This is a genomic window from Enterobacter sp. SECR19-1250 (assembly GCF_013391025.1).
In the GTDB taxonomy this organism is placed as follows: domain Bacteria; phylum Pseudomonadota; class Gammaproteobacteria; order Enterobacterales; family Enterobacteriaceae; genus Enterobacter; species Enterobacter cloacae.
The window spans coordinates 17,131-31,708 of record NZ_JACASJ010000010.1 but is presented as its reverse complement, the minus strand read 5'-3'; the positions used below and the strand labels follow the sequence as shown (position 1 = coordinate 31,708).

8 protein-coding genes are annotated in these 14,578 nt (G+C 54.4%); 5 read left to right on the top strand and 3 right to left on the bottom strand.

Annotation, left to right across the window (positions count from 1 at the left end; all coding sequences use genetic code 11):
• Nucleotides 1-8 precede the first annotated feature (8 nt).
• A complete protein-coding gene (gene aroP / locus HX884_RS04445; RefSeq protein ID WP_013095594.1) occupies nt 9-1,379 on the bottom strand; it encodes an aromatic amino acid transporter AroP in 1,371 nt (456 codons plus the stop codon).
• A gap of 537 nt (nt 1,380-1,916) precedes the next feature.
• On the opposite strand from aroP, the gene pdhR reads away from it, so the two are divergent.
• The 4 genes from pdhR to lpdA all read left to right on the top strand — a co-directional run bounded on the left by pdhR (nt 1,917) and on the right by lpdA (nt 8,997).
• Complete coding sequence (gene pdhR / locus HX884_RS04440) at nt 1,917-2,681, top strand: pyruvate dehydrogenase complex transcriptional repressor PdhR (RefSeq protein ID WP_013095596.1); 765 nt, start codon at nt 1,917-1,919, stop codon at nt 2,679-2,681.
• A 123-nt stretch (nt 2,682-2,804) separates the two neighbouring features.
• The gene (aceE, locus tag HX884_RS04435) at nt 2,805-5,468 is read left to right on the top strand and encodes a pyruvate dehydrogenase (acetyl-transferring), homodimeric type (protein WP_013095597.1); all 2,664 of its coding nucleotides are present in this window, start codon (nt 2,805-2,807) and stop codon (nt 5,466-5,468) included.
• Between the two features lie 14 nt (nt 5,469-5,482).
• Nucleotides 5,483-7,375, top strand: a complete 1,893-nt coding sequence (gene aceF, locus HX884_RS04430; protein ID WP_178327761.1) for a pyruvate dehydrogenase complex dihydrolipoyllysine-residue acetyltransferase — start codon at nt 5,483-5,485, stop codon at nt 7,373-7,375.
• A 197-nt stretch (nt 7,376-7,572) separates the two neighbouring features.
• Complete coding sequence (lpdA, locus tag HX884_RS04425) at nt 7,573-8,997, top strand: dihydrolipoyl dehydrogenase (RefSeq protein ID WP_014830669.1); 1,425 nt, start codon at nt 7,573-7,575, stop codon at nt 8,995-8,997.
• 52 nt (nt 8,998-9,049) lie between these two features.
• On the opposite strand, the gene HX884_RS04420 is transcribed toward lpdA, so the two are convergent.
• Nucleotides 9,050-9,841 carry a DUF2950 family protein gene (locus tag HX884_RS04420; RefSeq protein WP_178327760.1) on the bottom strand — a complete coding sequence of 264 codons (792 nt, stop codon included), beginning with the start codon at nt 9,839-9,841 and terminating at the stop codon, nt 9,050-9,052.
• Nucleotides 9,842-9,851: 10 nt separating this feature from the next.
• Complete coding sequence (locus tag HX884_RS04415) at nt 9,852-11,396, bottom strand: DUF3300 domain-containing protein (RefSeq protein ID WP_178327759.1); 1,545 nt, start codon at nt 11,394-11,396, stop codon at nt 9,852-9,854.
• Nucleotides 11,397-11,815: 419 nt separating this feature from the next.
• On the opposite strand from HX884_RS04415, the gene acnB reads away from it, so the two are divergent.
• Nucleotides 11,816-14,413: a bifunctional aconitate hydratase 2/2-methylisocitrate dehydratase gene (gene acnB, locus HX884_RS04410; protein ID WP_178327758.1), complete on the top strand. Its 2,598-nt coding sequence runs from the start codon at nt 11,816-11,818 to the stop codon at nt 14,411-14,413.
• Nucleotides 14,414-14,578: the final 165 nt, after the last annotated feature.

Genomic DNA, 14,578 nt, shown 5'->3' with positions numbered 1-14,578 from the left:
AGGGGCTATTAATGTGCTTTTACGGTTTTACCGTTTTTCTGTTTTACCAGATACCCCACGCCGAGGATCGCAATCCAGACCGGGATCAGGTAAACGGAAATCGCCATGCCTGGGGTGAGTAGCATAATTACCAGCACGCCCGCCATAAACAGCAGGCAAACCCAGTTACCCAGCGGATAGAGCAGGGCAGGGAAGCGTGTGGTTACGCCCTGCTGCTGTTTAGCGCGGCGGAACTTGATGTGCGCCAGGCTGATCATCGCCCAGTTAATCACCAGAGCCGAGACCACCAGGGCCATCAGCAGGCCAAACGCCGATTCAGGTGCCATGTAGTTAATCAGCACGCAAAGCGCCGTCACGATAGCCGAAACAATGATGGTATTGACCGGCACGCCGCGCTTATCGACGTTCAACAGGGCTTTCGGTGCGTTACCCTGCTGCGCAAGGCCGAACAGCATGCGGCTGTTGCAGTACACGCAGCTGTTGTAAACGGAAAGCGCCGCCGTCAGCACGACGATATTGAGTGCATTCGCCACGAAGGTATCGCCCAGTTCGTGGAAGATAAGGACGAACGGGCTGGTGTCGGCCGTGACGCGTGTCCACGGCAGCAGCGAGAGCAGAACGGCCAGTGAACCCACATAGAAGATCAGAATTCGGTAGATAACCTGATTTGTCGCTTTCGGGATGCTTTGCTCCGGGTTGTCGGCTTCAGCGGCGGTGATCCCCACCAGCTCCAGCCCCCCGAAGGAAAACATAATAATGGCCATCATCATCACCAGACCGGTCATCCCGTGAGGCAGGAATCCACCTTGCTCCCAGAGGTTACGCACTGTGGCCTGTGGGCCACCGTTGCCGCTAAACAGCAGCCAGCCGCCAAAGATAATCATCGCCACCACGGCAATGACTTTGATGATGGCAAACCAGAACTCCATCTCACCGAACACTTTTACGTTGGTCAGGTTGATGGCGTTGATAATGACGAAGAACGCTGCCGCAGAAACCCAGGTTGGGATCTCGGGATACCAGAACTGAATGTATTTCCCCACGGCGGTCAGTTCTGCCATGGCCACCAGAACGTAAAGCACCCAGTAGTTCCAGCCGGAAGCGAAACCGGCAAAACTGCCCCAGTATTTGTAGGCAAAGTGGCTGAACGAGCCTGCAACCGGCTCTTCAACGACCATCTCACCTAACTGGCGCATAATCAGAAACGCAATAAAACCTGCGATAGCGTAACCCAAAATAATGCCTGGACCGGCCGACTGGATGACGGATGCGCTTCCCAGAAACAGGCCTGTGCCGATAGCACCACCCAATGCGATGAGCTGTATATGGCGGTTTTTAAGGCCGCGCTTTAGCTGATCGCCGTGCTGTTGAGCTTCCATTTGAAACCTCGTGTGTGGTTGTTATGTTCACGCTGTGCGTGTGTAATTATGAATATCCGTTTTCTGTATTTATTTCTTTACGGTTAATAAGACCGAAAAAAGCGGAGATGTCTTCCGTAAGCGCAAGAATAGTGGTAAGCGCATGTGAATGCACCTGCTTTATGAAAGGCTGATGACGAGTTGAATAAAAAGAAAGCATTTGTAAATCGCACCGTTAATTCTTACTACCCCAACCTATAGAATAGAAATGCCTTAAAAGTGGGAGAATTTTCATTTTTTGCGTTGTTGAATCGCTTCAGATTGCAAAAACCCTCGTTTCATTATGGTTAAAACTCCCTCTTTGGTAGTAATCAGCTCATTTGTGCAAAGTTACATTTCTGAAACGTTATTTCTGTAAGGTTGTTAAAATGTGCAGGGTTTACTGATTTCAATCAAAACCAATATGGACAGAAGGTGAATACTTTGTTACTTTAGCGATACGAACTTGAAATTGGTAAGACCAATTGACTCCGGGCAAAAAGGCGTAAGACAGGGAATATGGCCTACAGCAAAATTCGCCAACCAAAACTATCCGATGTGATTGAGCAGCAGCTGGAGTTTTTAATCCTCGAGGGGACACTGCGCCCGGGTGAGAAACTTCCGCCAGAACGCGAGCTGGCTAAACAGTTCGACGTATCCCGCCCCTCTCTGCGTGAGGCGATTCAACGCCTCGAAGCAAAGGGCTTGCTGCTTCGTCGCCAGGGCGGCGGAACCTTTGTTCAAAACAGCCTGTGGCAGAGCTTCAGCGATCCGCTGGTAGAACTTCTCTCTGACCACCCAGAATCCCAGTTTGATCTGCTTGAGACCCGTCACGCGCTTGAAGGTATCGCGGCCTATTACGCCGCCCTTCGCAGCACTGATGAAGATCGCGTGCGTATCCGCGAACTGCATCAGGCCATTGAACGGGCACAGCAGTCCGGCGATTTAGACGCCGAGTCCAATGCCGTCGTCCAGTATCAGATTGCCGTCACCGAAGCGGCACACAACGTAGTGCTCCTCCATCTGCTACGCTGCATGGAGCCGATGCTGGCCCAGAACGTTCGTCAAAATTTTGAATTGTTGTATGCCCGTCGGGACATGCTCCCGCTGGTAAGCAACCATCGCACCCGAGTATTCGAGGCGATAATGGCCGGGGAACCGGAGCAGGCGCGCGAAGCGTCGCACCGACATCTGGCTTTCATTGAGGAAATCTTGCTGGACCGCAGCCGAGAACAATCGCGTCGCGAACGTTCATTACGCCGCATACAGCAACGAAAGGATTAAGCGCCAGGTACTTTTAGAGCGCGGCAACTAAACGCAGAACCTGTCTTATTGTGTTTTCTGACGAAAATACAATGGGACAGGTTCCAGACAAATCAACGTATTAGATAGATAAGGAATACCCCCATGTCAGAACGTCTCCAAAATGACGTGGATCCGATCGAAACTCGCGACTGGCTACAGGCGATCGAATCGGTCATCCGTGAAGAAGGTGTTGAGCGCGCTCAGTATCTGATTGATCAGCTGCTTTCTGAAGCCCGCAAAGGCGGCGTGAAGGTTGCTTCAGGTGCAGGGGCTAGCAACTACGTAAACACGATTGCCGTTGAAGACGAACCGGAATACCCGGGCAATCTGGATCTGGAACGCCGTATCCGTTCTGCTATCCGCTGGAACGCCATCATGACCGTTCTGCGTGCGTCCAAGAAAGATCTGGAGCTGGGTGGCCACATGGCGTCCTTCCAGTCCTCTGCGACCGTTTACGAAGTGTGCTTCAACCACTTCTTCCGTGCTGCTAACGAGAAAGACGGCGGCGACCTGGTGTACTTCCAGGGCCACATCTCTCCGGGCATCTATGCACGTGCATTCCTGGAAGGTCGTCTGACTGAAGAGCAGATGAACAACTTCCGTCAGGAAGTTCACGGTAAAGGTCTGTCTTCTTACCCGCACCCTAAACTGATGCCTGAATTCTGGCAGTTCCCGACCGTATCCATGGGTCTGGGCCCAATTGGTGCAATCTATCAGGCGAAATTCCTGAAGTACCTGGAACACCGTGGTCTGAAAGATACCTCTGAGCAAACCGTTTACGCCTTCCTGGGCGATGGTGAGATGGATGAGCCAGAATCTAAAGGTGCGATCACCATCGCTACTCGTGAGAAGCTGGACAACCTGTGCTTCATCATCAACTGTAACCTGCAGCGTCTGGATGGTCCGGTAACCGGTAACGGTAAGATCATCAACGAACTGGAAGGCATCTTCGCAGGTGCTGGCTGGAACGTTATCAAAGTAATGTGGGGTTCCCGTTGGGACGAACTGCTGCGTAAAGACACCAGCGGTAAACTGATCCAGCTGATGAACGAAACCGTTGACGGTGACTACCAGACCTTCAAATCCAAAGACGGTGCCTACGTTCGTGAGCACTTCTTCGGCAAATATCCTGAAACCGCCGCACTGGTTGCAGACTGGACTGACGAGCAGATCTGGGCGCTGAACCGTGGTGGTCACGATCCGAAGAAAATCTACGCTGCACTGAAAAAAGCGCGCGAAACCAAAGGTAAAGCGACTGTAATCCTGGCCCACACCATCAAAGGTTACGGCATGGGTGATACCGCAGAAGGTAAAAACATCGCTCACCAGGTTAAGAAAATGAACATGGACGGCGTGCGCTATATCCGCGACCGTTTCAACGTGCCAGTGACCGATGAGCAGGTAGAAAACCTGTCTTACATCACCTTCCCGGAAGGTTCTGAAGAGTACAAGTACCTGCACGAACGTCGTCAGGCGCTGAAAGGCTACCTGCCAGCTCGTCAGCCTAACTTCACCGAGAAACTGGAACTGCCAGCGCTGGAAGACTTCTCTCAGTTGCTGGAAGAGCAGAACAAAGAGATCTCCACCACTATCGCTTTCGTTCGTGCCCTGAACGTGATGCTGAAGAACAAGTCGATCAAAGATCGTCTGGTGCCAATCATCGCTGACGAAGCGCGTACTTTCGGTATGGAAGGTCTGTTCCGTCAGATCGGTATCTACAGCCCGAACGGCCAGCAGTACACCCCGCAGGACCGTGAGCAGGTTGCATACTACAAAGAAGACGAGAAAGGTCAGATCCTGCAGGAAGGTATCAACGAGCTGGGCGCAGGCGCATCCTGGCTGGCTGCTGCGACCTCCTACAGCACCAACAACCTGCCGATGATCCCGTTCTACATCTACTACTCCATGTTCGGGTTCCAGCGTATCGGTGACCTGTGCTGGCAGGCAGGCGACCAGCAGGCTCGCGGCTTCCTGATTGGTGGTACTTCCGGTCGTACGACCCTGAACGGTGAAGGTCTGCAGCACGAAGATGGCCACAGCCACATTCAGTCTCTGACTATCCCTAACTGTATCTCTTACGACCCGTCTTACGCGTACGAAGTGGCAGTCATCATGCATGACGGTCTGCAGCGCATGTACGGCGAAGCGCAAGAGAACATTTACTACTACATCACCACCCTGAACGAAAACTACCACATGCCGGCAATGCCAGCAGGTGCCGAGGAAGGTATCCGTAAAGGTATCTATAAACTCGAAACCATTGAAGGTAGCAAAGGTAAAGTTCAGCTGCTGGGCTCCGGTTCTATTCTGCGTCACGTTCGTGAAGCAGCGCAGATCCTGGCGAAAGACTACGGTGTGGGTTCCGACGTGTACAGCGTGACCTCCTTCACTGAACTGGCGCGTGATGGCCAGGATTGTGAGCGCTGGAACATGCTGCACCCAATGGAAACCCCACGCGTTCCGTACATCGCTCAGGTGATGAACGACGCGCCAGCGGTGGCGTCTACTGACTATATGAAACTGTTCGCTGAGCAGGTTCGTACTTACGTTCCAGCTGATGATTATCGCGTACTGGGTACTGACGGCTTCGGTCGTTCTGACAGCCGCGAAAACCTGCGTCACCACTTCGAAGTTGATGCTTCTTACGTGGTTGTAGCAGCACTGGGCGAACTGGCTAAACGTGGCGAAATCGATAAGAAAGTGGTTGCGGACGCAATTACCAAATTCAACATCGATGCAGAAAAAGTTAACCCGCGTCTGGCGTAAGAGGTAAAAGAATAATGGCTATTGAAATCAATGTACCGGACATCGGGGCTGATGAAGTTGAAATCACCGAGATCCTGGTCAAAGTTGGCGACAAAGTTGAAGCTGAACAGTCGCTGATCACCGTAGAAGGCGATAAAGCCTCTATGGAAGTCCCGTCTCCTCAGGCTGGCATCGTTAAAGAGATCAAAGTCTCTGTTGGCGATAAAACCGAGACTGGCAAACTGATCATGATTTTCGATTCCGCCGACGGTGCAGCAGCTGCTGCACCTGCGCAGGAAGAGAAGAAAGAAGCTCCGGCCGCCGCTGCTCCAGCAGCTGCCGCGGCAGCGAAAGAAGTTAACGTGCCTGACATCGGTGGTGACGAAGTTGAAGTCACTGAAATCCTGGTGAAAGTGGGCGATACCGTTGCGGCTAAGCAGTCTCTGATCACCGTAGAAGGCGATAAAGCGTCTATGGAAGTGCCGGCGCCGTTCGCGGGTACCGTTAAAGAGATCAAGATCAACACCGGTGACAAAGTGTCTACCGGCTCTCTGATCATGATCTTCGAAGTGGCGGGTGCTGCACCTGCCGCTGCGCCAGCTCAGACTGCTGCTCCGGCTCCAGCGGCGGCACCAGCAGCAGGCGGCGTGAAAGACGTTAACGTTCCTGACATCGGCGGTGACGAAGTCGAAGTGACCGAAGTGATGGTGAAAGTGGGCGACAAAGTTGCCGCTGAACAGTCACTGATCACCGTTGAAGGCGACAAAGCCTCTATGGAAGTGCCTGCGCCGTTCGCGGGTACAGTTAAAGAGATCAAAATCAGCACCGGCGACAAAGTCTCTACCGGCTCTCTGATCATGGTCTTCGAAGTGGAAGGCGCTGCGCCTGCAGCCGCTCCGGCTGCCGCGGCTGCTCCAGCACCGGCTGCAGCACCTGCTCAGGCTGCTAAACCAGCGGCACCTGCTGCAAAAGCGGAAAGCAAATCTGAGTTCGCTGAAAACGACGCTTACGTCCACGCGACCCCGCTGATTCGTCGCCTGGCGCGCGAATTCGGCGTGAACCTGGCGAAAGTGAAAGGGACTGGCCGTAAAGGTCGTATCCTGCGCGAAGACGTTCAGGCTTATGTAAAAGACGCGGTGAAACGCGCTGAAGCTGCACCAGCTGCAGCCGCAGGCGGCGGTATCCCGGGCATGCTGCCATGGCCGAAGGTGGACTTCAGCAAGTTCGGTGAAATTGAAGAAGTGGAACTGGGCCGCATCCAGAAAATCTCTGGTGCTAACCTGAGCCGTAACTGGGTCATGATCCCGCACGTTACGCACTTCGACAAAACCGATATCACCGATCTGGAAGCGTTCCGTAAACAGCAGAACGCCGAAGCTGAGAAGCGTAAACTGGACGTGAAATTCACCCCAGTGGTCTTCATCATGAAAGCCGTTGCCGCTGCCCTGGAGCAGATGCCACGCTTCAACAGCTCCCTGTCCGAAGATGGCCAGAAGCTGACGCTGAAGAAATACATCAACATCGGTGTTGCGGTTGATACGCCAAATGGTCTGGTTGTTCCGGTCTTCAAAGACGTGAACAAGAAGAGCATCACTGAGCTGTCCCGTGAACTGACCACCATCTCCAAAAAAGCGCGTGATGGTAAGCTGACTGCCGGCGAAATGCAGGGCGGCTGCTTCACTATCTCCAGCATCGGCGGCCTGGGTACTACCCACTTCGCACCGATTGTTAACGCGCCGGAAGTGGCTATCCTCGGTGTGTCCAAGTCCGCGATGGAGCCGGTGTGGAATGGCAAAGAGTTCGTGCCGCGTCTGATGATGCCAATCTCTCTGTCCTTCGACCACCGCGTGATCGACGGTGCTGATGGTGCGCGTTTCATCACCATCATCAACAACATGCTGAGTGACATTCGCCGCCTGGTGATGTAAGTGAAAAACCGGCCAGTCGGCCGGCTTTTTTCTGTTAATCTCATGTGGTTTGTGAGGTTATTGGCGAAAGCGACAATTCGTGAGCCGTTTGTTGTTTCAAAATTGTTAACAATTTTGTAAACTGCGAGCGGATAGAACGTCCCGGTGGATGAAGGGCGACAAGTACCTGGACCGCCGGAAATCAATAAGAGGTCATGATGAGTACTGAAATCAAAACTCAGGTCGTGGTACTTGGGGCAGGTCCCGCAGGTTACTCTGCAGCCTTCCGTTGCGCTGATTTAGGTCTGGAAACCGTCATCGTAGAACGTTACAACACCCTTGGTGGTGTTTGTCTGAACGTAGGTTGTATCCCTTCTAAAGCGCTGCTGCACGTAGCGAAAGTTATCGAAGAAGCCAAAGCGCTGGCTGAACACGGTATCGTCTTCGGCGAGCCGAAAACCGATATCGATAAAATCCGTACCTGGAAAGAGAAAGTTATCACTCAGCTGACCGGTGGTCTGGCTGGCATGGCGAAAGGCCGTAAAGTGAAAGTGGTTAACGGTCTGGGTAAATTCACCGGCGCGAACACCCTGGAAGTGGAAGGCGAAAACGGCAAAACCGTAATCAACTTCGACAACGCGATCATCGCGGCGGGCTCTCGTCCAATCGAACTGCCATTCATTCCACATGAAGATCCACGCGTATGGGATTCCACCGATGCCCTGGAACTGAAAACCGTTCCAAAACGTCTGCTGGTTATGGGCGGCGGTATCATCGGTCTGGAAATGGGTACCGTGTACCATGCACTGGGTTCAGACATTGACGTGGTTGAAATGTTCGACCAGGTTATCCCGGCTGCGGATAAAGACATCGTTAAAGTCTTCACCAAGCGTATCAGCAAGAAATTCAACCTGATGCTGGAAACCAAAGTGACTGCCGTTGAAGCGAAAGAAGACGGTATTTACGTTTCCATGGAAGGTAAAAAAGCGCCATCCGAACCACAGCGTTACGACGCCGTGCTGGTGGCGATCGGCCGTGTGCCGAACGGTAAGAACCTCGACGCGGGCAAAGCTGGCGTGGAAGTGGACGACCGTGGCTTCATCCGCGTTGACAAACAGCTGCGCACTAACGTGCCGCACATCTTTGCTATCGGCGATATCGTCGGTCAGCCAATGCTGGCGCACAAAGGTGTTCACGAAGGTCACGTTGCCGCTGAAGTTATCGCCGGCATGAAACACTACTTCGATCCGAAAGTGATCCCATCTATCGCGTACACCGAGCCAGAAGTGGCATGGGTAGGCCTGACCGAGAAAGAAGCGAAAGAGAAAGGCATCAGCTACGAAACCGCCACCTTCCCGTGGGCTGCTTCTGGCCGTGCTATCGCTTCCGACTGCGCAGACGGTATGACCAAACTGATCTTCGACAAAGAGACTCACCGCGTTATCGGTGGTGCGATTGTCGGTACCAACGGCGGCGAGCTGCTGGGTGAAATCGGTCTGGCGATCGAAATGGGTTGCGACGCGGAAGACATCGCGCTGACCATCCACGCTCACCCAACTCTGCACGAGTCCGTGGGCCTGGCGGCAGAAGTGTTTGAAGGTAGCATCACCGACCTGCCAAACGCGAAAGCGAAGAAGAAATAAGTTTCTTCAGACAAAAAAAGCGGCCTGTGGCCGCTTTTTTTATGTGCTGGATTCAGGGAGTCACAGGCTGCCAGGTTTTATCCGGGCTATAGGCGGTTAACGCCTGGGCTTTCTGCTCAGAGTCATTGCCGAGATCGGCCTGGTACACTTTGTCATCCTGGTTTATCACAAAGCTCATGACGCCTGTCTGGCCATAGCTGACGGGCCACGCCACCATCGCAAAGCCTTTTTCATCAGGCAGGATACGGAACCGATAGCCGTGATAGCCTGCACCGGGCTCTTTGGGGCTGAAGGCCGGTCCCAGCGGGCTGGGGGCTTCACCCGGCGAAACGGGCCAGTAGAGACCATCTTTTTTCCCTTCAGAGCTGACAATTTTCTGCGCGTATTTTTGATTCATGGCGAAATAGCTCTGCTGGGCATCCACATAGGCATGTAATGCTTCGATGGCGGCAAGCTCGTTACGCCCGATCTCGCGGGTCAGGATCTCCTCGGCGCCCTCCTTGATATCGAATTGCCATCCGGCAGCGGTTTTGACAACCGGGATGGGCAACTGCCAGTCGTTATTTCCGACAACCAGATGTGCCGTATTACCGTCGATAACCGTGTTGTGCCGCACCTTCCAGTCGCGGAGGAAACGATCGACGGCATCAGGATCGACCCCTTCAGGCGGCAGAAAATCGCGCCAGTTCTCTCCAAGCAGATTGTTCATCGCCGTTTCATTCTGATCACTGATGGCATGCGCCAGCGCATCGGTCGCCTGAGCGGGCGTGCTGAAGGATTGCTGTGCCATCGCAGCGGCGGACATCATGAACAACACCATTCCACAGACAAGATTCTTTTTCATGTTGGCTCCCTTAACGATGACGGAATTCACGGTGTTCAGCACGTCCGGCAGGGGCCTGACGCGGCTGCTGATGACGGGCAGCCAATTGTCTGCTTTGCGCCCCCCGTTGCTGCTGGGCTTGCCAGTTGGCAGAGCGGCTGTCGTTACCACTCAGGGCATTTGCGCGAGGTTGGCTGGTTCGCTGCGGGATATGGCGTTGCTGAGCAGGCTGCGCGATCCGTTTCTCCTGCCGCTGGGTTACGGCAGGGTGATTATCACGCTGCTGCGAGGTGGTTCGCTTTGCCGTTTGCGGTCTGGTGTCGTAGCCACGGTAGTTGTTGCGCTGGGATATCTGCTTCAACTGTTCGCCTGAAGCCTGGCGCTGTGCATCTCTGGTTCCCGGACGCGCGGTTTGCGGGAAGGTTTTACCCGTCGATTTCTCCATCTGGCTCAGGGCCGCCTGACGCTGGCTGTCGCGGTTAACCGGTTTTTGCTGCGTAGAACTGAGCCCCGTTACCGTGTTAGTGGAATGGAAGCGGTTATTGAGCTGGCTGGTGGGGTAGGGCACACCTTCCCGATACGCCGGGTTATGCTGCCAGGTGCGGTTGGCATCCGTCAGGCGTTGACCACTGATTTTGTTGAAGTTCTCAACGTTGATATTGATATTGTTATCACCGTTGCGGTTATAGCCGCCGTGATTCCAGTCATCGTCATGATGGTGGTTCCAGTCGTCGTCATCATCCCAGTCGATGTTGCTGAAGATGGCGTAGGTTGTCGCCACACCCAGGCTGAAGCCTAAGCCTTTGACCAGACTGTCCGTAAACTGCTCTCCCGGTGAAGGAGGAAGATAGGTTGGCGGATAGGCAGTGTTTGGCCAGGTACCGTAGACGGTATTGGGGTTATAGGTGGGGACGTAAACGACCTGCGGATCCGCGGATTCAATTTTGATCACCGTCGGGGCAGGCGTGGTGGAAGTCGTCGATTCGCTGGTGGCCGATTTGGCCGGGGCAGGTTTCGTCACGGTGGTGACCGTCTGCTGAGGCGTCGATTGTAAGGCGCCGGTCTTTTGAGCCAGCGCGCGCAGGCGTTGGACGGAATCCATGACATCCTTCGGTTGCGCGAGAAACGCATCCCCCAGATTTTGTACCCACGGCGGGTTTTCACCCATCAGCGACATCAGTTGAGGAAACGCGACCAGCGATTTTACGCTGGGATCCCAGGGCTGGCTGGTAACGGCCTGGATAGCGGCGTCTCCTTCCATTTTAGGGTTGTCTTTGGACCACTGCGCCGCCTGGATGACGTTGGCCGGGTAGGTCGAGGCCATTAAAATTTGTGACAGCAGGGCATCCGGATAGAGTGCGATGGGAGCAACCCACTGATCGATTTGCGCGGCCGTATAGGCTGGGGCGACGACGGGGGCGGGTTGCGCTGCTGCGGGGGGTACCGGTTGTTGTGCGACGGGAGCGGGGACGACAGGCTCTGTCGCCCGACTTTTGACAAACATGACACCTGAGGCGGCAAACAGCCCGGCACTGCACAGAAGAACAAGCAGATGTGGTTTAAAGGGCAACTTCATAAAATGACTCCAACGAGACAAGCGCTGTGCCGTGAGGCGTTACGGTTGGCGTGAGTATTATTCACTCGCCTTTTACTGTTTTGACTTTTGTTGGGGAACAGCCGGTACGTCCGGATAAAGAGTGTGAGTATTTATTACACAATTATATGTGATAGCTGAAAAGCCGCTGGATTTCAGAAGGCCGCTCTTGCGAGCGGACCGCAACTAGTTGCCAAAATTCCACCCGTCAGCCCTCTACACCATGCTTAACGATTCAGCAAATTTTTTAATGTTGCTTTTTTGTAAACGGATTAACACTGTGCAGAAATCCTGCTATGCTGCCCGACGCGGTATCGGGCATTTACCCTACAAACTGCTGTCTCACAGGAGCGTGAAGAGAACGCCCGCCGCATATGACAATGAGAGCGAGGAGAACCGTCGTGCTAGAAGAATACCGTAAGCACGTAGCAGAACGTGCCGCCGAGGGAATTGTACCCAAACCGTTAGATGCAACCCAAATGGCCGCGCTCGTCGAGCTGCTGAAGAACCCGCCTAAGGGCGAAGAAGAATTCCTGTTAGATCTGCTGATCAACCGCGTACCGCCTGGCGTAGATGAAGCTGCCTACGTAAAAGCCGGATTCCTTGCTGCTATCGCCAAAGGCGAAGCCACCTCCCCACTGGTTACTCCTGAAAAAGCCATTGAACTGCTCGGCACCATGCAGGGTGGTTATAACATTCATCCGCTGATTGACGCGCTGGATAACGACAAGCTGGCACCGATTGCCGCTAAAGCGCTCTCTTCAACGCTGCTGATGTTCGATAACTTCTACGATGTGGAAGAAAAAGCCAAAGCAGGCAACGTCTATGCGAAGCAGGTGATGCAGTCCTGGGCCGATGCCGAATGGTTCCTGAACCGTCCTGCGCTGGCTGAAAAAATTACCGTTACCGTATTCAAAGTCACCGGTGAAACCAACACCGATGACCTCTCTCCGGCACCGGATGCATGGTCTCGCCCGGATATCCCGCTGCACGCACTGGCGATGTTGAAAAACGCCCGTGAAGGCATTGAGCCGGATCAGCCAGGCGTTGTCGGCCCGATCAAACAGATCGAAGCGTTGCAGAAAAAAGGGTTCCCGCTGGCTTACGTCGGTGACGTTGTCGGTACCGGTTCTTCCCGTAAATCCGCCACTAACTCCGTCCTGTGGTTTATGGGTGACGATATTCCGCATGTGCCGAACAAACGCGGTGGCGGCTTGTGCCTGGGCGGTAAGATTGCCCCAATCTTCTTCAACACCATGGAAGATGCTGGCGCACTGCCAATTGAAGTGGATGTCTCTAACCTGAACATGGGCGACGTGATTGACGTTTACCCGTATAAAGGTGAAGTCCGTAACCACGACACCAACGAGCAGCTGGCAAGCTTCGAGCTGAAAACCGATGTGCTGATCGACGAAGTGCGTGCCGGTGGCCGTATCCCGCTGATCATCGGTCGTGGCCTGACCACCAAAGCGCGTGAAGCGCTGGGTCTGCCGCACTCAGACGTGTTCCGTCATGCGAAAGACGTAGCAGAAAGCAATCGTGGCTTCTCGCTGGCGCAGAAAATGGTTGGCCGCGCGTGCGGCGTGGCCGGTATCCGTCCTGGCGCTTACTGCGAGCCGAAGATGACCTCTGTGGGCTCTCAGGACACCACTGGCCCAATGACCCGTGACGAGCTGAAAGACCTGGCGTGCCTGGGCTTCTCGTCCGATCTGGTCATGCAGTCCTTCTGTCACACGGCGGCGTATCCGAAGCCGGTTGACGTAACCACGCACCACACGCTGCCAGACTTCATCATGAACCGTGGCGGCGTCTCCCTGCGTCCGGGCGACGGCGTTATCCACTCCTGGCTGAACCGTATGCTGCTGCCGGATACTGTAGGTACCGGCGGTGACTCCCATACCCGTTTCCCGATTGGTATCTCCTTCCCGGCGGGCTCCGGTCTGGTGGCGTTTGCCGCAGCGACCGGCGTGATGCCGCTGGATATGCCGGAATCGGTACTGGTGCGCTTCAAAGGTAAAATGCAGCCGGGTATCACCCTGCGCGACCTGGTTCACGCTATCCCGCTGTATGCCATCAAACAGGGCCTGCTGACCGTTGAGAAGAAAGGTAAGAAGAACATCTTCTCTGGCCGCATCCTGGAAATTGAAGGGCTGCCGGATCTCAAAGTTGAGCAGGCATTCGAACTGACCGATGCGTCCGCAGAGCGTTCCGCCGCGGGTTGTACCATCAAGCTGAACAAAGAGCCGATCATTGAGTATCTGAACTCTAACATCGTCCTGCTGAAGTGGATGATTGCGGAAGGCTACGGCGACCGTCGTACGCTGGAGCGTCGTATTCAGGGGATGGAGAAATGGCTGGCGGATCCGCAGCTGCTGGAAGCCGATGCTGACGCAGAATATGCGGCGGTGATCGACATCGATCTGGCAGACATTAAAGAGCCAATTCTCTGTGCACCGAACGATCCTGACGATGCGCGTCTGCTGTCTGACGTGCAGGGCGATAAGATCGACGAAGTGTTCATCGGTTCCTGTATGACCAACATCGGTCACTTCCGTGCTGCCGGTAAACTGCTGGATACTCATAAAGGCCAACTGCCAACCCGCCTTTGGGTAGCGCCACCAACCCGTATGGATGCGGCGCAGCTGACTGAAGAGGGTTACTACAGCGTGTTTGGTAAGAGCGGTGCGCGCATCGAAATCCCTGGCTGTTCCCTGTGTATGGGTAACCAGGCGCGCGTGGCAGACGGTGCGACGGTGGTCTCCACCTCTACCCGTAACTTCCCGAACCGTTTAGGTACCGGGGCGAACGTCTACCTGGCGTCTGCTGAGCTGGCGGCGGTTGCGGCGCTGATTGGCAAACTGCCAACGCCGGAAGAGTACCAGACCTTCGTTGCTCAGGTTGATAAGACGGCGGTGGATACCTATCGCTATCTGAACTTCGACCAGCTCTCTCAGTACACCGAGAAAGCTGACGGGGTTATCTTCCAGACGGCGGTATAAAAGCAAAACCGTCTCCACGAGACGGTTTTTAGTGTTTGCACCCTCTCCCGTGGGAGAGGGCCGGGGTGAGGGCATCAGGCCGCAGGGCCTTGCTCTCACCTTTTTATTTTCATTCCTCCCACCTCACACGCTTTTTTTCTTCCTCTCTGCTGCGATAATTACCGT

Excerpts from the sequence above, each read along its gene's own strand:
- lpdA (WP_014830669.1), top strand. The coding sequence starts at position 7,573 with ATGAGTACTGAAATCAAAACTCAGGTCGTGGTACTTGGGGCAGGTCCC.
- aceF (WP_178327761.1), top strand. The coding sequence starts at position 5,483 with ATGGCTATTGAAATCAATGTACCGGACATCGGGGCTGATGAAGTTGAA.
- HX884_RS04415 (WP_178327759.1), bottom strand. The coding sequence starts at position 11,396 with ATGAAGTTGCCCTTTAAACCACATCTGCTTGTTCTTCTGTGCAGTGCC.
- aceE (WP_013095597.1), top strand. The coding sequence starts at position 2,805 with ATGTCAGAACGTCTCCAAAATGACGTGGATCCGATCGAAACTCGCGAC.
- aroP (WP_013095594.1), bottom strand. The coding sequence starts at position 1,379 with ATGGAAGCTCAACAGCACGGCGATCAGCTAAAGCGCGGCCTTAAAAAC.
- HX884_RS04420 (WP_178327760.1), bottom strand. The coding sequence starts at position 9,841 with ATGAAAAAGAATCTTGTCTGTGGAATGGTGTTGTTCATGATGTCCGCC.
- pdhR (WP_013095596.1), top strand. The coding sequence starts at position 1,917 with ATGGCCTACAGCAAAATTCGCCAACCAAAACTATCCGATGTGATTGAG.